Source organism: Colwellia sp. 20A7 (assembly GCF_009832865.1).
Lineage (GTDB): Bacteria > Pseudomonadota > Gammaproteobacteria > Enterobacterales > Alteromonadaceae > Colwellia.
On record NZ_CP047130.1, the window covers coordinates 579,249 to 595,493 of the forward strand.

15 protein-coding genes are annotated in these 16,245 nt (G+C 35.7%); 8 read left to right on the forward strand and 7 right to left on the reverse strand.

All coding sequences use genetic code 11. The features are described 5' to 3' along the window. Nucleotides 1–158 precede the first annotated feature (158 nt). The gene (locus GQS55_RS02485) at nucleotides 159–2,306 is read left to right on the forward strand and encodes a prolyl oligopeptidase family serine peptidase (RefSeq protein WP_159817655.1); all 2,148 of its coding nucleotides are present in this window, start codon (nucleotides 159–161) and stop codon (nucleotides 2,304–2,306) included. Between the two features lie 102 nt (nucleotides 2,307–2,408). On the opposite strand, the gene GQS55_RS02490 is transcribed toward GQS55_RS02485, so the two are convergent. After that, on the reverse strand, nucleotides 2,409–3,281 hold the full coding sequence (locus GQS55_RS02490) for a LysR substrate-binding domain-containing protein (RefSeq protein ID WP_159817657.1): 873 nt from the start codon (nucleotides 3,279–3,281) through the stop codon (nucleotides 2,409–2,411). Between the two features lie 129 nt (nucleotides 3,282–3,410). Here GQS55_RS02490 and GQS55_RS02495 point away from each other — a divergent pair, with 129 nt between their 5' ends. Then, nucleotides 3,411–4,478, forward strand: a complete 1,068-nt coding sequence (locus GQS55_RS02495; protein WP_159817659.1) for a YeiH family protein — start codon at nucleotides 3,411–3,413, stop codon at nucleotides 4,476–4,478. Nucleotides 4,479–4,491: 13 nt separating this feature from the next. On the opposite strand, the gene GQS55_RS02500 is transcribed toward GQS55_RS02495, so the two are convergent. Further along, nucleotides 4,492–4,803, reverse strand: coding sequence for a hypothetical protein (locus tag GQS55_RS02500; RefSeq protein ID WP_159817661.1), 312 nt, complete (start codon nucleotides 4,801–4,803; stop codon nucleotides 4,492–4,494). 76 nt (nucleotides 4,804–4,879) lie between these two features. Next, on the reverse strand, nucleotides 4,880–5,908 hold the full coding sequence (gene epmB / locus GQS55_RS02505; RefSeq protein ID WP_159817663.1) for an EF-P beta-lysylation protein EpmB: 1,029 nt from the start codon (nucleotides 5,906–5,908) through the stop codon (nucleotides 4,880–4,882). Nucleotides 5,909–5,996: 88 nt separating this feature from the next. Here epmB and efp point away from each other — a divergent pair, with 88 nt between their 5' ends. Continuing rightward, nucleotides 5,997–6,569: an elongation factor P gene (gene efp, locus GQS55_RS02510; RefSeq protein WP_159817665.1), complete on the forward strand. Its 573-nt coding sequence runs from the start codon at nucleotides 5,997–5,999 to the stop codon at nucleotides 6,567–6,569. A 158-nt stretch (nucleotides 6,570–6,727) separates the two neighbouring features. On the opposite strand, the gene GQS55_RS02515 is transcribed toward efp, so the two are convergent. Next, nucleotides 6,728–7,714, reverse strand: a complete 987-nt coding sequence (locus tag GQS55_RS02515) for a glucokinase (RefSeq protein WP_159817667.1) — start codon at nucleotides 7,712–7,714, stop codon at nucleotides 6,728–6,730. Between the two features lie 426 nt (nucleotides 7,715–8,140). On the opposite strand from GQS55_RS02515, the gene GQS55_RS02520 reads away from it, so the two are divergent. Beyond that, a complete protein-coding gene (locus GQS55_RS02520) occupies nucleotides 8,141–8,650 on the forward strand; it encodes a DUF2780 domain-containing protein (protein WP_159817669.1) in 510 nt (169 codons plus the stop codon). A 119-nt stretch (nucleotides 8,651–8,769) separates the two neighbouring features. Here the strand turns inward: GQS55_RS02520 and GQS55_RS02525 are convergent, their stop codons facing one another. The 3 genes from GQS55_RS02525 to GQS55_RS02535 form a co-directional block, all read right to left on the reverse strand. After that, complete coding sequence (locus tag GQS55_RS02525) at nucleotides 8,770–9,666, reverse strand: mechanosensitive ion channel family protein (RefSeq protein WP_159817671.1); 897 nt, start codon at nucleotides 9,664–9,666, stop codon at nucleotides 8,770–8,772. Nucleotides 9,667–9,815: 149 nt separating this feature from the next. Further along, nucleotides 9,816–10,712, reverse strand: coding sequence for an aldo/keto reductase (locus tag GQS55_RS02530; RefSeq protein ID WP_159817673.1), 897 nt, complete (start codon nucleotides 10,710–10,712; stop codon nucleotides 9,816–9,818). After that, nucleotides 10,709–11,590: a 1-acyl-sn-glycerol-3-phosphate acyltransferase gene (locus GQS55_RS02535; protein ID WP_159817675.1), complete on the reverse strand. Its 882-nt coding sequence runs from the start codon at nucleotides 11,588–11,590 to the stop codon at nucleotides 10,709–10,711. Before GQS55_RS02535 ends, GQS55_RS02530 begins: the two co-directional genes overlap by 4 nt. Nucleotides 11,591–11,749: 159 nt before the next feature. On the opposite strand from GQS55_RS02535, the gene GQS55_RS02540 reads away from it, so the two are divergent. The 4 genes from GQS55_RS02540 to panP all read left to right on the forward strand — a co-directional run bounded on the left by GQS55_RS02540 (nucleotide 11,750) and on the right by panP (nucleotide 16,211). Beyond that, entirely contained in the window at nucleotides 11,750–12,697 is a 948-nt protein-coding gene (locus GQS55_RS02540; protein WP_159817677.1) for an ABC transporter ATP-binding protein, read from the forward strand. Between the two features lies 1 nt (nucleotide 12,698). Next, nucleotides 12,699–13,463 (forward strand): ABC transporter permease, encoded by a 765-nt coding sequence (locus GQS55_RS02545; RefSeq protein ID WP_159817679.1) that lies wholly within the window; start codon nucleotides 12,699–12,701, stop codon nucleotides 13,461–13,463. Between the two features lie 19 nt (nucleotides 13,464–13,482). Then, nucleotides 13,483–14,205, forward strand: coding sequence for a tRNA (guanine(46)-N(7))-methyltransferase TrmB (trmB, locus tag GQS55_RS02550; protein ID WP_159817681.1), 723 nt, complete (start codon nucleotides 13,483–13,485; stop codon nucleotides 14,203–14,205). A 356-nt stretch (nucleotides 14,206–14,561) separates the two neighbouring features. After that, on the forward strand, nucleotides 14,562–16,211 hold the full coding sequence (panP, locus tag GQS55_RS02555; protein WP_159817683.1) for a pyridoxal-dependent aspartate 1-decarboxylase PanP: 1,650 nt from the start codon (nucleotides 14,562–14,564) through the stop codon (nucleotides 16,209–16,211). The last annotated feature ends 34 nt before the right edge of the window (nucleotides 16,212–16,245 follow it).

Genomic DNA, 16,245 nt, shown 5'->3' on the forward strand with positions numbered 1-16,245 from the left:
TATTTTGCTAAATTTACAAGGAAAGTTCCCTAAAGGAAGTATTAAAGGTAGATGTTGTCCTCGAATATATTTTGATCATCTAACAATATTTATTTTCTTTAAACGATCTTTCTCATCATCACCTAATATTAACTTCATATAACTAAATGAGAAACTGAATGAAAACTAAGGTCATACTCTTAACGAGCATATTAACTGCATGTTCAGGTAATATACCTGAACAGAGTGCAACTTCAATTGCTTCACAGTCACCAAATATAAACTATCCAGTAACGCACAAAGGAAATGTAGTTGATACGTACTTTGGTGCTAATGTCGCAGATCCTTATCGTTGGTTAGAAGATGACCGTAGTGAAGAAACCAGTGATTGGGTTAAAGCACAAAACGAGTTAACGTTTGATTATTTAGGAAAAATACCTTTTAGAGAGCAATTAAAATCACGTTTGGGTGAGCTTTGGAATTACGAAAAAGTAGGAGCTCCTTTTAAAGAAGGTGATTACACTTATTTTTACAAGAATGATGGTTTACAAAATCAATACGTCGTTTATCGCCAAAAAGGGGATGGTGCAGCTGAAGTATTTCTAGATCCTAATACATTTAGTGATGATGGCACTACTTCTATGGGGCAACTGAGTTTTTCTAAAGACGGTTCAATCGCGGCATATGCTATTTCAGAAGGTGGTAGCGATTGGCGTAAAATCATTATTATTGACGCAAAAACTAAGAAAGTTTTAGAAACCCCTTTAATTGATGTGAAGTTCTCCGGCATTTCTTGGTACAAAAATGAAGGTTTTTATTATTCAAGTTATGATAAGCCTACCGGAAGCGAGCTTTCAGCTAAAACAGATCAACACAAACTCTATTATCACGCTTTGGGACAAGACCAAAAAAATGACCAAGTTATTTTTGGTGCAACGAGCGAAGAAAAACATCGTTATGTTGGTGGCGATGTAACTAAAGATAATCATTACTTATTAATTTCTGGTTCAACGTCAACTTCTGGTAACAATCTTTATTTAAAAGACTTAACTAAACCTAATAGCCCTTTAATAACCATTGCGGATGATTTTCTTGGTGATACTTACTTAATTGAAAATGAAGGTGATAAGTTATTTTTAGTTACAAATATTGATGCACCTAATAAGAAAATTGTGACTGTTAATGCAAATGCCCCAGAACGTAAAAATTGGAAAGAGTTAATTCCTGAGACTGAAAATGTATTAAGTGCATCAACAGGCGGCGGTTATTTCTTTACTGAATATATGGTTGATGCTATCTCTAAAGTTTATCAATACGATTACCAAGGTAATAAAATTCGTGAGATTAAATTACCCGGCGTAGGGAGCTCAACAGAACTTTCAGGTGAAAAAGATGAGAACACTTTGTATTACTCTTTTAGTAACTACAAAACGCCGAGTACTATCTATAGCTATAATATAGAAAAAGGCGAGAGTGAGGTGTATCGCAAATCTGGTGCTCAATTTGACAGCGACGCTTTTGAATCGAAGCAGGTTTTCTATAGCTCAAAAGGTGGTACTAAAGTACCTATGATTATTACCTATAAAAAAGGTATTGAGCTAAACGGAAAAAATCCAACATTGTTATATGCCTATGGTGGTTTTAATATTAGCTTAACACCATTTTTTAGTGTTACGCGTGCGGTATGGATGGAACAAGGAGGTATATACGCTGTTGCTAACTTACGCGGTGGTGGTGAATATGGTAAAGAATGGCATGATGCAGGCACACAATTAAACAAACAAAATGTTTTTGATGATTTTATCGCGGCAGGTGAATATCTTATTAATCAAAACTATACATCGAGTGCTTATTTAGCCGTTCAAGGTGGCTCAAATGGTGGTTTGTTAGTTGGTGCAGTTATGACCCAACGACCAGATTTAATGAAAGTAGCACTACCTGCTGTCGGTGTTTTAGATATGTTGCGCTATCACACATTTACGTCGGGAGCTGGCTGGGCATACGATTATGGAACATCTGAGCAAAGCGAAGAAATGTTTAATTATTTACAAGCTTATTCTCCTGTACATAATGTAAAAGAAGGTGTTAATTATCCGGCAACATTAGTTACAACGGGTGATCATGACGACCGTGTTGTACCTGCACATTCTTTTAAGTTTGCTGCTGAATTACAAGCTAAACAAGTAGGCACTGCGCCAACCTTAATTCGCATTGAAACTAATGGCGGCCACGGTGCTGGTACACCAGTATCTAAGACAATTGATCTATATGCCGATTTATTTGCATTTACTCTGTTTAATATGGGGTTTGATAAGCTACCAGAGTAGCCTATTAACGTTTAAATTATAAATAACTAAGTATAAGGCTCAAGTATTTCTTGAGCTTTTTTATTGATAATTGTAGTGGTTTACCTGTTTATGATTATGCCATCATTTTTCGTTTAGAAAAGTATGAAAGGCACTGACAAGTGGGTCATGGCAATAATGCTCTGATTCTATTATAGATAATTGACGATTTAAATTAAGGGGCGTTTCTAGCCTCTTAAATATTCCAAGTGTTAGTTCTTCTTGTATCGACAGTAATGATAATACCCCTAAACCTAAATTAGCTTTAACGGTTTGCTTGATAGCCTCTTGTCTTGCTAAGTCCATGCTGTGGTTAATTGTACCGCCTAATTGTTGCATAGCATTAATAAATACTGCACGTGTGCCTGAACCGTGCTCTCGTAGTATCCAGCGTTGCTGTGACATTTCAGTTAAGGTTAATTTCTTTTGTTTTGCTAACACATTATCTTTGGCACAGAAAACAACGAGTTGATCATTACGCCAAGGCGATAAACTTAACGATTTATGTGAAAGCGGTGCTTCAATCAAACCTATATGAGCTTGACCGGCCAATAATTTCTCAGTTACTTGTTCCGAATTACTTATGAATAGTTTTGGCTCTACTTGAGGGTGTATTGCTATAAACTTGGCTAACAGCTGTGGCATAACATACGAACCGATAGTAACACTGGCGGCTACTTTTAATTCTCCTTGTAACTCAGTGGTTATCGGTTGTTGAATTTGATCTTGTAATACCAACATCTGCGTGGCTTTACTGAGTAACACTTGTCCATGGGCGTTAATCACTAGTTTACGCCCATGGCGAGTAAATAACGGGTAGCCTAATATGTTTTCTAATTCTTTTAATGATTGACTGGCCGCCGACTGCGTCATAGATAGCTCTTGCGCAGCTTTTGTTATGCCGTTTAGTCTTGCGGTTGTGGTAAACACTGTTAATTGTTTCAATGTTATGTTCATGTGCTGCTCTGCAATTTACTCATTTATTCTATATTAATATTTTTAATATAATACATTAAAAACATCTGTTTTATTTATTTAGATTATCCCTATATATTATGCTTAACATTAATGATTAAAGAGAATGCTATGCCGTTTTCCAAAGATAATCGAGCAAATACACTAAACGGCATTTTGTTTGTCGCATTATTAGCAATGACGGCGACCTATTTAGCCGAACTTTCCTTTTTCAAAGAGTTAGCTATTAGCCCGTTAATTATTGGTATTGTGATTGGTATATTTTACGGTAATAGCTTACGTCATAAGTTTCCTAGTGCTTGGCACGGGGGCATTTTATTTTCGACTAAAACGCTATTACGTGCCGGTATTGTTTTTTATGGTTTTCGTTTGGTATTTCAAGACGTTGTACAAGTTGGTTTTGCCGGCGTTTTACTGAGTACTATTATTGTTATAAGTACCTTTGTTTTTGGTTATTGGTTTGGCACAAAAGTATTAAAGCTAGACCGTGACACCAGTATTCTAATTAGTGCAGGAAGCTCAATTTGTGGTGCGGCGGCAGTATTGGCAACTGAGCCGGTAATTAAAGCTGAACCTTATAAAACCACTATTGCGGTGGCAACAGTAGTGATTTTTGGCACTATTGCTATGTTTATTTATCCGATGTTGTATCAACAAGGTTTTTTCGGTTTAAGTCTAAGGCTAACTGAACAAGCAATGGGTGCGTATGTTGGGGCAACATTACATGAAGTAGCTCATGTTGTTGGTGCGGGTGCTTCGATGGGTGATGATATAGCTCACACGGCTGTTATTGTAAAAATGTTACGGGTTATGCTGCTAGCACCATTCTTACTGGTGTTAGGTGTTTGGATGGCAAGTTTAGCTAAGCAGAGTAATAAAGCGCAATGTAATACTAACGATAACCCGCTAAAGAAAGGGGCTGTTACAATCCCTTGGTTTGCTCTAGGTTTCATCGGCGTGGTTGGCTTTAATTCGCTGAACCTGTTACCAATAACTTGGGTTGATAATCTTAATCAACTGGATAATTTTGCACTAACAATGGCGATGACAGCATTAGGTATAGAGACACGTTTAAGTAAATTTAAAGGCGTAGGCTTTAAGCCTATTTATCTTGCGAGTGTGCTGTTTCTATACCTAATGACTTCAGGATATTTATTATCTTACTACCTAATTAGCTAGTAGGTGTGCCTTATTAACTACTATGGGTTTGTTCAAAGCCAGCTAATACAGTAAACAATTGCTCAATTTTTTTTACTAAAGGAATTAATAATTGCGATTGTTCTTTGTTCGCTTGCCATTGTAATAAATCATCCGCTATTTCTTCCACATAAGGTTGGAAAGTATTAGCGGAACAAGTAAAGCCAGCATCTTTTTTGAAAATAGCTTCAAATCCTGCCTTTTTATGTTCACGTAAGTCAGCCAACGTAGCATCAGCGGTTAATGATTTTTTTAGAATCAAAGAAATGTTTTCAATCAATTGTTGTTCAATAGCTTTAGTAGTCATATTTTTTCTTTATTTGTCTAGTCGAGAATAACTTCTATGATCAAAAGGTGATAATAAAAGCAGGTAGTAATAGTAATTATGTCAGATTTATTGGTGTTTTGTTAGCTTGGCCTGCAATTTCACGCACCAATTTAGGCATTAAAAATCCGGGGAGGCTTGCAAGCATTTCGTTAACTATTTTAACGGCTTTGTTCTCTGTTACATCAAAGTGGGCTGCGCCTTGTACAGGATCAAAAAGGTGAAGATAATAGGGTATGATACCAATATCGAACATTTTTTCACTTAACGCGATTAACGTGTCGCTATTATCATTTACACCTTTAAGTAATACGCTTTGATTAAATAAGGGAATACGGGCTTCACGTAATGGCTCCAGTGCCTGTGCAAAATTATTATCTATTTCATTAGCATGGTTTATATGTAAAACCATGGTTGCTTTTAAGCGGGTACGGCTTAATAAATTGACTAAGCCCTTAGTTATACGGTTAGGGATAACAACAGGTAATCTTGTATGAATGCGTAGACGCTTTACATGTGCAATGGCTTCAATTTGTTCTACTAGCCATGTTAAGTGATCATCGTTGGCCATTAAAGGATCGCCACCACTAAAAATAACTTCTGAAATTTCTTGGTGTTCAGCAATATATATTAATGCTTGCTGCCACCGTTGCTTGTTAGGACTGTTATCTTGATAGGGGAAATGTCGACGAAAGCAATAGCGGCAGTTAACGGCGCAACCCGCTCTTACAATCATCAATACACGATTTTTATATTTGTGTAGTAAACCTTCTGCAACTGTATCATGCTCTTCTAAAGGGTCAGTGCTAAAACCATCAGACATAACAAATTCATCAGACAAGGGCATTACTTGTTTTAGTAAAGGATCATTAAAGTCGCTTTTTTTCATACGACTTATAAAAGGTAAGGGCACTCGAACAGGGAACAACTGTTTAGCGTTGAAGTGCTGTAAATACTCTGCACTATTTATATCAAGCAAAGTTAATAGCTTTTCAGGGTCAGTAATGACCTGGTGCAGATCTTTTTGCCATGAATTTTCATCACAAAGATGCAATTTTGGGTCAATTTGGGTTATTATCTGCGACAATTCTTATTTCAACTTATGATCTCTACCTTAGATGCTGTGTAGTATATTGGGTATGAAGGTAATGGACAATTAATTAAAGAGCACACTTATGGCTAATTTCAGTACTAACCAGTTTAAAGCTGGACTTAAAATCATGCTTGATGGCGAACCATGTAATATCCTTGAAAACGAATTGGTTAAGCCTGGTAAAGGTCAAGCATTCAACCGTGTTAAAATTCGCAAGCTAGTATCAGACAAAGTATTAGAAAAAACATTCAAATCAGGTGAGTCGGTTGAAGGCGCTGATGTAATGGATGTTGAACTTGCTTATTTATATGCTGATGGTGAGTTTTGGCATTTTATGAACAATGAAACCTTTGAACAAATTGCTGCTGATGATAAAGCTGTATCTGATACAACTAAATGGTTAGTTGAAGGTGATATTTGTACTATTACGTTGTGGAATAACTCTCCTATTTCAGTGACACCACAAAACTTTGTTGAAATTGACATTGCTGAAACAGATCCTGGCTTAAAGGGTGATACTGCGGGAACTGGCGGAAAACCAGCAACCTTATCAACCGGTGCCGTAGTTCGCGTTCCTTTATTTGTACAAATTGGTGAAAAAGTAAGAATAGATACTCGTTCTGGCGACTATGTTTCACGAGCAACAGCTAAATAATTTAACTAATATAAATGAGTTATCGACTTCGGCTTGCAGCTGCGTTATTTAAGTAACGAGCACAATATAAATATGAAAAAGTCCAAATAATATTATTTGGACTTTTTTTTACTTCGAATTTCTATAAATACTCTTTGCTTATTGGTAGGGTTAACGTTTTATCTCTGGAGTAACAGCGCCGCAGCGCCTAGTAAACCAGGTTGTGGTTCAGTGATAATATAGGTGGGACTTTGTTTAGGTATATTGGATAAGCGTCCTTTTGCTTCAAAGCGGACTCTAAAATCACTGTTTTTAATAAAGTCGATAAAGCGTGGCGCAATACCACCAGCAATATAAACTCCTCCTTGGCAATTTAATGTTAAGGCTAAGTTACCAGCGAAGCTTCCCAATACTTTGCAGAACTGCGTTAATGCTTGCTTACATACAGGACATTTGCCAGATACTGCTTGTTGGCTAATTTCAGCTGCGGAAAGGGATACTTTATCTTGTCCATTAATAGCAATAATTGCTTGATGAATTTGCTCTAAACCGTAACCAGATAATAATTGTTCGTAAGAAACTCGTGCTAAGTTCGTTTTTAAATGTTGAAGAATTTGCATATCAAGTTTATCAACGGCGGCAAAGTCTACATGACCGCCTTCTCCGCTGAAACAATGCCATTGACTCTTTCCATTTGAGGATATGGGTACTATGTGTGCAACACCTAAACCTGTACCTGGCCCGCATACAGCAATAGGCATTTGAGCTACGGTTTCACCACCGCCAATTTTAACTTTTTGGTTATCATTTAATAGCGGAATTGCCATAGCAATAGCAGTATAGTCATTGATCATCGTTAAACTATTTAGGTTAAGCGCTGCTATTAATGCTTTTTGTGAAAACTCCCACGGTAAATTCGTCATCGAAATGATATCTTTATCTGTGGGGCAAGCAATTGCTAAACAAGCATTTATGCAGGTGTCAGCAATATTTTTGTTTTTAATATATAGTGCAATAACATCGATTAAACTCGCAAATTTAGCACATTGATACGTTTCTATATCAGTATATTGAGATTCACTTTGTGCATTAGCTTGTGCTAAACGAATGTTAGTGCCACCAATATCGGCAATTAAATTAACTATTTTTTTATCATTATTATTCATGTTTACTTTTGCCTAATTATCTATGATTAACGTTAATGGTTGATATATTAATTACCACTAGTGTTTTTCAATGCTTATCTAATAATACCTATTTATTAAATTTATTTCCTATAAAGAGCTATATTACTGAGCTTAGTACAGGGGAAACTATAAGACATTTTGGGAACTTTAATGTGTCTAATAAATGAGAATACTATGTTATTGTTTGCGTGACTATGCCTAATTTTATTGGTATTAGCGTGTAATGTTCCATATAAAAGTTGTATCCATGCTTGGAAGTTTTCTTTGTTATATCCATAGAGATAATAGGGGTGATTGTGTTATTTTATAGCATGTATCAAATGTATTATTACTGTTAACTTAGGTTAACAGTATGTTAATCTAGCAAAACTATATTATATAAGTTTACCCAAGGAATTTTTAATTATGAAAGCAAGTATCATTTTATTATCTGTAGCACTAAGTAGCTTAGCCTTACCTGCTTCAGCTATTAAATTACCTGATTCGTTAACAAGTAAGTTATCAGAAAGTAATTCAGCAACAGATATGGCAAAAAATGCGCTAACAAGCTATGCCGCAACTGAGCTTGGTATGTCTGAAACAATGGTTAGTGGTGGTTTAGCATCTATTTTTAAAGTTGCACAAGATAACTTAACAACAGAAAACTTTTCAGAGTTAAGTACTGCTATACCCGATATGAGTAGCTATATCGACTTAGCACCATCATTTTCTACATCTGCTATTACTTCGCTATTAGGTGATAGTGAAGCGTCTAAAGCTGCACAAAGTGCGAATTATTTAGATTCAGCTTTTGAAAGTTTAGGTATTCCAAAAGAAAGCCTTCCGCTTATGATCAGCACAGTTACTAGTTATTTAGATAGTAACGGTTATGCTAGTGCTGCAGGAATATTGAAACAAGGCTTAAACTTTTTATAAGCTTTGTTAATCTTTTTTAGTCTACTATTTTAAAATAAAAAGCCGATAATCTTGCTATAGATTATCGGCTTTTTTTATATTATATCTGTCTTGCTCTGAATCAGTTATTATTTAGTTAGTTACTTTGACTCAACTTGATGAATATGAACATCGCGTTGTGGGAATGGAATGTTGATATTAGCGTCGTCTAATGCAGAGTAAATACTCGCATAAGCTTTATATTTTGAGTCATACAGGTTTATGGTTGGTGTCCATAAACGAATACCCAATGTAATAGCGCTGTCAGAAAATTCATCAATGCCGACTTGTAGCTTATTGCTATCGCCAATAATATCAAGTGACATAATGGTTTTTTTCAGTAACTCAGCTACTTCTAAAGGGTTATGGTCATAAGAAATACCTACCTTTAGTTCAAGTAACGAGTCATTTTTTGAATTGTGTAATATTTCGCCGACAATATGTTTGTTTGGTACTGTAATAGTAACATCGTCTTCATTTTTCAATACTGTATAAGCTAATAGTACTTCTTCAACGACACCTGTAACGCCGTGAACTGTTATAGTATCGCCGACAACAAAAGGTCTAATAATAATAATATTAAAGCCAGCTGCGTAGTTAGCTAGCAAGCCTTGTAAAGCTAAACCAGCACCTAACGAAATGGCACCAATAGCAGCTATAAATGGAGTCACACTAATACCTAGCTTACTTAGGGCGACAATGGTAATCATCACCACAATCACCATTTTTGAGGTGTTAGATAAGAATTGGCTTAGGGTTATATCTAATTTGTTTTTAAGACATAGCTTCAATACCCATTTAGATATTTTACCCGCGAGGATATAGCCAATAATAAAAACAATTAGTGCGCCAATCAGCTGGAAGCTGTAATTGGTGAAAAACTCAATAATAATGTTGTAAATATTCGCAACTTGATTTATTTCGTCTTTTAATAAATTTGTTGGGTCGAGTGTCGCAGTGACTTTTTCAGTCGTTTCGGCAAGCTGGCTGTTAAACACAAATATTCCTTAAAATATAATAGGGCAGTAATTCATCTGCATGGTATTAGCAGAATAATAACGTATTTTCACGTTAAGCTAAAAGAAAAGTGCCGCAAAATTTATTAATTGGATCAATTAAATAACTTTATTGTTAACTATTCATCTTTTTAAGGAAGTGCTTGACCATTTCTTGTTTCAAGTAAACGATACCAGTCTATATGGCTGTACTTTAATTCAAGTGATTTTTGCGCTGCTATAATACGTTCAGGGGTAGTTGAGCCAACAATAGGGCAAATATTAGCAGGGTGTTTTAATAACCAAGCTAAAACTAGTTGCCATGGTTGACAGTTATATTTTAAAGCTTGTTGTGATAGTTCTGCTTCGATACGTTGTTCATCAGCAGGCGAAAATGTATTCTCCCATGCGGGATAAGCAACACCACCAAGAGGACACCATGCAATAGGCGTTATACCTAATTGTTGGCATTGATCTAAAGTACCGTCAGATAAACTACTAATATTATGAATGTTAATTTCTATTTGATTCACCAATAATGGCTCATCTAAAGCTGATTGTAATAATGAAACTTGGGAAGGTGTGAAATTACTAACGCCAAAGTGTTTTACTTTGCCACTAGCCTTTAATTGCATAAACGTTTCAGCTACATCTTGAGCATTGAATAAATAATCAGGACGATGTAGTAAAAAGAGATCTAAATAATCAGTGTTCAGTCGTTTTAATGAATTTTCAACACTATGCACAAGGTAGTCTTGCGAAAAGTCATAACGTTGGGGACTTCGTCGAATGCCAGCCTTTGAAGTAATGATCATATTGTTACGTAAATTTGGCGACTCTTTTAGTAATTCTCCAAATAAACTTTCGCATTCACCATTACCGTAAATATCGGCATGGTCAAAGTGGTTATAGCTGTTATCAATAGCGGTATGAATAGCTAATTTACCTTTCGCTCGATCATTAGCTGAGTTGTCTCCGGCAATGCGCATGCAACCGTAAATAAGACGAGAAGAGTTTTCGGTTGATATTTGTTGAAATTTCATCTTCATTGATTGTGCATGTTGGGTGTTAAGTGTAAAAAATATCCCTTACCAGCAAAAGTTAGCTGGTAAGTGCTTTCATTGTTTTTTGCATCAACAGGGTGCTTTTCTAATAATCCTTTTTCTATCAATAAGGCGAGCATAGTATTAGAAAGTTCAGTTAACTTAGCCTTGGTATTAATTTCCATTTTAGTTGCTACACCTTTAAGTGAATATAGGGCTTGGATAATAGCAATTTCAGATTCAGAAATTAAAGGGAGTTGTCCACTGTATGGCGGATATTGATCTTCAATGAACTTTCCATGGATACTTTTATAGGATGCTTGTATTGCTTGAATATCATCATCTTTATTACCGGTTAATTGAAAAGTATGAAAAACACCGGTTTCTTTACTTTGATAATCTACTTTGGCGAGAAAAATAGGTAAATCGCAACCTTGAGCAACATGATAAAAGCCAGTCTTCCATTTTGTTACCGCACTACGTGTACCTTCTGGAGTGAAAAGGAAGAATACTCGATTTCCTTTTTGAGAATCAATAAAGGCTTTTATTTGATCAACTTGACCCTGTCCTTGTGATGTTCTATTTATTGGCATAGCACCTAACCACATTAGCCAGGTACCTAAAATAGGTGTTTTACATAGACTGTCTTTTATCGAAAAATAGATTTTTACATCTTGTAATATAGCGGCGCCAAGTGCGTAGACAAAATCCCAGTTTGAGGTGTGTGGTGCTGCTATTGCGACCCCTGCACCTTCGGGGGCTACTTTACATACTTTCCAGCCGGCTAACTTAAACCACAATTTAAATAAAGATTTTAAAAAGTATTTAGTAAATATACCGTCAAAAATGGTTTTTTCGCGAATAGATAAGGCTTTGTTAGTCATGAGTCACATCAGAAGGATGTATGAAAATAATGAATATTATTATAGCATTGATTTTTTATTTTCTAATAGATTTATACCACGGTTGAAATTACGATTATTAGCACCATATTTAGTGTCTTTATCTATTTACGTTTCATCATTAATCCTTAAGGTATTACCATGACCAATGCAGTAGAAACTAATGCTTTGCAAATAAGCTCCCTTGTAAAAACCTATAAAGGCGGTTTTCAAGCGTTAAAAGGAATTGATTTAACGGTTAAACAGGGTGACTTTTTTGCATTACTTGGCCCTAATGGCGCAGGAAAATCTACTACAATAGGTGTGATCACTTCTTTGGTTAATAAAACTCAAGGCCAAGTAAAAGTATATGGTTATGATATTGATACCGATTTAGAAAAAGCAAAATCATTTATTGGCTTAGTACCGCAAGAGTTCAATTTTAATCAGTTTGAACCACTTATTAATATTTTAGTTAATCAAGCTGGTTATTATGGTGTTGATAAAAAAACAGCTTTAGTTCGCGCTGAAAAATATTTAAAGCAATTAGAGTTATGGGATAAGCGCAACTCTGCTGGACGTGAGTTATCCGGCGGTATGAAACGACGATTAATGATTGTTCGTGCCTTAATGCATGAGCCACAAATGCTGATTTTAGATGAGCCAACCGCTGGCGTTGATATCGAAATTCGTCGAGGTATGTGGGATTTCTTACAAAAGTTAAATGCACAGGGCATCACTATTATTCTAACGACACATTATTTGGAAGAAGCTGAAAGCTTATGCCGTAATATTGCTATTATTGATGGCGGAAAAATTGTTGAGAATACAAGTATGAAAAGCTTGTTAGCACAATTAGATGGTGAAACCTTTGTGTTAGATTTATTACCCTTTCAAAGTGAGATTACACTCAAAGGAATTAGCTCTCGCAGGATTGATGAAAATACGTTAGAAATTGATTTACAGAAAACACAAAGTTTAAATTCGGTTTTTGAGCAACTATCAGCTCAGAATGTAGAAGTATTGAGCATGCGCAATAAGAGTAATCGATTAGAAGCTTTATTTGTAAACTTAATTACGAATAATGGCACCAAGAAAGAGGCTAAATAATATGAATAACTCTATTGCCTTAAAAAGCATTTTGAACAAAGAAACCCAGCGTTTCATGCGCATTTGGATACAAACCTTGGTACCACCAGCCATTACTATCAGCCTTTATTTTGTTATTTTTGGTTCCCTTATTGGATCTCGTATAGGTGATATGGGTGGCGTTGATTATATGTCATTTATTGTACCTGGTTTGATTATGATGAGTGTTATTACTAATTCATATTCTAATGTTGCATCTTCTTTCTTTAGTGCAAAATGGCAACGTAATGTTGAGGAAATGTTAGTAGCGCCTGTACCTAATTGGGTTATTGTTGCCGGATATGTTGGTGGTGGTATGGCTCGTGGAATTTTAGTTGGCTTAATTGTTACCTTAGTATCATTATTATTTGTTGATATACAAATTCACAATGTGTGGGTGATTATTGCAACGGTTACTTTAACATCGGCAACCTTTGCTTTAGGTGGCTTAATTAATGCTATTTTTGCTAGAACGTTTGATGATATATCTATTATTCCAACCTTTATTTTGACGCCATTGACATACCTTGGTGGTGTGTTTTATTCAATTAGTTTACTGCCTGAATTTTGGCAAGGTGTATCTCAGGTTAACCCAATTGTTTATATGGTTAATGCTTTTCGATATGGATTTTTAGGCATTACAGATGTAAATATAGGTACTGCCTTTGTGGTTATTGTATTTTTTATTGTTACTTTATTTAGTGTCGCGATGATATTAATTAATAAAGGTATAGGCTTAAGAAGTTAACAGAGTAATAGTTATTAACATGAATAAAATTACACGTACAAATTTAGATGAGGCCTCAGGTGATTCTAAGATCATTACCACTAACCAAAGCGGTATACATGAAAAGCTAGATGAAGTGGTGCAAAGGCATTTAACGCATCCTTTTCAAAAGCCTTATCAAGTTCATACTCAAAAGGCTTTTGATGACATTAATGAACGAGTTCAAGCTTTTCTTGCAGATAAACCTGATGGAAAAGTGATTCTTGATTCTTGCTGTGGTGTCGGACAAAGTACACGCTTATTGGCGTCATTGAACCCCGATACTTTAGTGGTTGGCGTCGATAAATCATCGAGCCGTATTGAACGTAATGTTGAAGGCTTTGATGTTGAAAATGGTTATCAAGCAGATAACTTTTACTTAGTTCGAGCCGATTTAAATGATTTTTATCGTTTGGTTGAAGCGGCTAATTGGCCGATTACTAAACATTATATTTTGTACCCAAACCCCTGGCCTAAATCAAAGCATTTACAACGTCGTTGGCATGGCAGTGCGGTATTTCCAACCTTGATTAGTCTCGGTGAGGAAATTATTTTACGCAGTAATTGGCGATTATATTTAGAAGAGTTCCAACAAGCGGCTAAGCATGTGAATTTAACTGGTCATCTTGCTGATTTAGCCAGAGATGAGCAACCATTGACTCCATTTGAAGCCAAATACCAAGCAAGTGGACAAGTTTGCTGGCAATTGTCTTTTACACGTTAAGTTTTAAATTAACTACTTTATGGTTTATTTCACTATTATTTTTATATTCCTCATAATGATTTTTTAAATTATTTCTTTAAAATCAAGTGGTTGTTTTTTGGCGCGACAATTGAATACTCTTATAAATATTAGAGTATTCAAGGGGATTGTGATGAAAGCGATGAAGAATAAAATATTAATGATAATAACGATGCTAGTAATGTTTATACAGGTTGGATTAATTTATGTGGGTACATTGATAAATTAACGCTGTAATAGTTATTGCTGGTGTGGATTATTCTTAAAAAAAGAAGACATTTAGCCATTTTTTTATTAAAGTTCACCACTTAAATATCTATACTTTTGAATGTACCCGTATGATTACGCCTAAGCGTACTGCCCAAGCTACACCTGCTGCCTTACATCGGATTTTTACCCTTGCGGAAAAACCCGACTCTACTTTAGGGCGTATTGAGCAAGAAATATCTCAAAACCTACTAGGCTTTTTGAATAGCCATATAGTGGCGAGTAAAAATGCTTTATCAGATATTGAGCAAGATTTCGTGTGTCCGCTTATTCCTGAGCAGCCTGAATTTGTTTCTGATCACATGCATCATTTATTAGATAAGTTAGTGTCACAATCAGTTCATACTGCTAGCCCTACTTTTATCGGTCATATGACTTCAGCTTTGCCTTCTTTCATTTTACCTTTATCTAAATTAATGGTTGGTCTTAATCAGAATTTAGTTAAAGTAGAAACATCTAAAGCCTTTACGCCGTTAGAGCGACAAGTCGTCGGTATGATGCATAATTTAGTGTACAAAGAGGATGAAGGTTTTTATAAGGCCTGGATGCACAGTGCTGAACATTCATTAGGTGCTTTTTGCTCTGGTGGCACTGTCGCTAATATTACAGGGCTTTGGGTAGCTCGTAATAAGTTGCTTAAGGCTGATGGTAGTTTTAAAGGAATTACTCGTTCAGGCTTATTTGCAGGCCTACAGCATTATGGCTATCAAGGTTTAGTTATTCTTGTTTCAGAGCGTGGTCATTACTCTTTGAAAAAATCAGCAGATATACTGGGTATTGGACAAGATAGTGTTATTGCCATCGAAACTGATGAAAATAATAAAATAGATTGTCAAAAGCTAGCGGAGAAATGCGAAGAACTGCAAAAGCTGAATATTAAAGTATTAGCCATCGTTGGTATTGCGGGAACAACTGAAACTGGCAACGTAGATCCTCTAAATAAAATGGCTGAAATAGCTAAAAAATATGCATGTTATTTTCATGTAGATGCAGCATGGGGAGGCGCTACGCTATTATCAAACAAGCATAGGCATATCCTTGCTGGTATTGAACATGCAGATTCAGTTACGATTGATGCACATAAGCAGATGTATGTACCGATGGGAGTAGGGATGGTGTTATTTAAAGATCCTTCTTCTGTTGAAGAAATTGAACATCATGCTGAGTATATCTTGCGAAAAGGGTCAAAAGACTTAGGTAGTCATACGTTAGAGGGCTCTCGTGCCGGAATGGCAATGCTTGTTTATTCAAGTTTACATATTATTAGCCGACCGGGTTATGAAATGTTGATTAATCAGGCTATTGAAAAAGCGGAGTATTTTGCTGAGATTATTCATCAGCATGATGACTTTGAATTGATTACAAAACCAGAGTTATGTTTATTAACTTATCGTTATGTACCTAAATCAGTACAAGTTTTGCTGTCTCAAGTTGATGATACTAAACAGAGGGATATTAATGCTATTATAGGGGAGTTGACACAGTTTATTCAAAAACGTCAACGTGAAGATGGTCACTCTTTCGTCTCTCGAACTCGAATTCAAGTTGCACGTTATGGCGGCGAAAAAGTAATTGTTTTTCGCGTTGTCTTAGCTAACCCATTAACAAGAAAAAGTAATTTACGTGATATTCTTGCAGAGCAATGTAAATTAGCTCAAGAAAGTGAAGTTTTACTACCTAAATTATTTGGTTTAGTAAAAGACAACGAATACCTTGATTGATATTTTGGGGCTGATATCGGTTGTCTTATTAAAG

Bases quoted from the DNA above. Each gene is read 5' to 3' on its own strand.
- panP (WP_159817683.1), top strand. From the start codon at position 14,562: ATGATTACGCCTAAGCGTACTGCCCAAGCTACACCTGCTGCCTTACAT.
- GQS55_RS02500 (WP_159817661.1), bottom strand. From the start codon at position 4,803: ATGACTACTAAAGCTATTGAACAACAATTGATTGAAAACATTTCTTTG.
- GQS55_RS02490 (WP_159817657.1), bottom strand. From the start codon at position 3,281: ATGAACATAACATTGAAACAATTAACAGTGTTTACCACAACCGCAAGA.
- GQS55_RS02535 (WP_159817675.1), bottom strand. From the start codon at position 11,590: ATGACTAACAAAGCCTTATCTATTCGCGAAAAAACCATTTTTGACGGT.
- GQS55_RS02540 (WP_159817677.1), top strand. From the start codon at position 11,750: ATGACCAATGCAGTAGAAACTAATGCTTTGCAAATAAGCTCCCTTGTA.
- efp (WP_159817665.1), top strand. From the start codon at position 5,997: ATGGCTAATTTCAGTACTAACCAGTTTAAAGCTGGACTTAAAATCATG.
- GQS55_RS02495 (WP_159817659.1), top strand. From the start codon at position 3,411: ATGCCGTTTTCCAAAGATAATCGAGCAAATACACTAAACGGCATTTTG.
- GQS55_RS02485 (WP_159817655.1), top strand. From the start codon at position 159: ATGAAAACTAAGGTCATACTCTTAACGAGCATATTAACTGCATGTTCA.
- GQS55_RS02520 (WP_159817669.1), top strand. From the start codon at position 8,141: ATGAAAGCAAGTATCATTTTATTATCTGTAGCACTAAGTAGCTTAGCC.
- GQS55_RS02530 (WP_159817673.1), bottom strand. From the start codon at position 10,712: ATGAAGATGAAATTTCAACAAATATCAACCGAAAACTCTTCTCGTCTT.
- trmB (WP_159817681.1), top strand. From the start codon at position 13,483: ATGAATAAAATTACACGTACAAATTTAGATGAGGCCTCAGGTGATTCT.
- GQS55_RS02545 (WP_159817679.1), top strand. From the start codon at position 12,699: ATGAATAACTCTATTGCCTTAAAAAGCATTTTGAACAAAGAAACCCAG.
- GQS55_RS02515 (WP_159817667.1), bottom strand. From the start codon at position 7,714: ATGAATAATAATGATAAAAAAATAGTTAATTTAATTGCCGATATTGGT.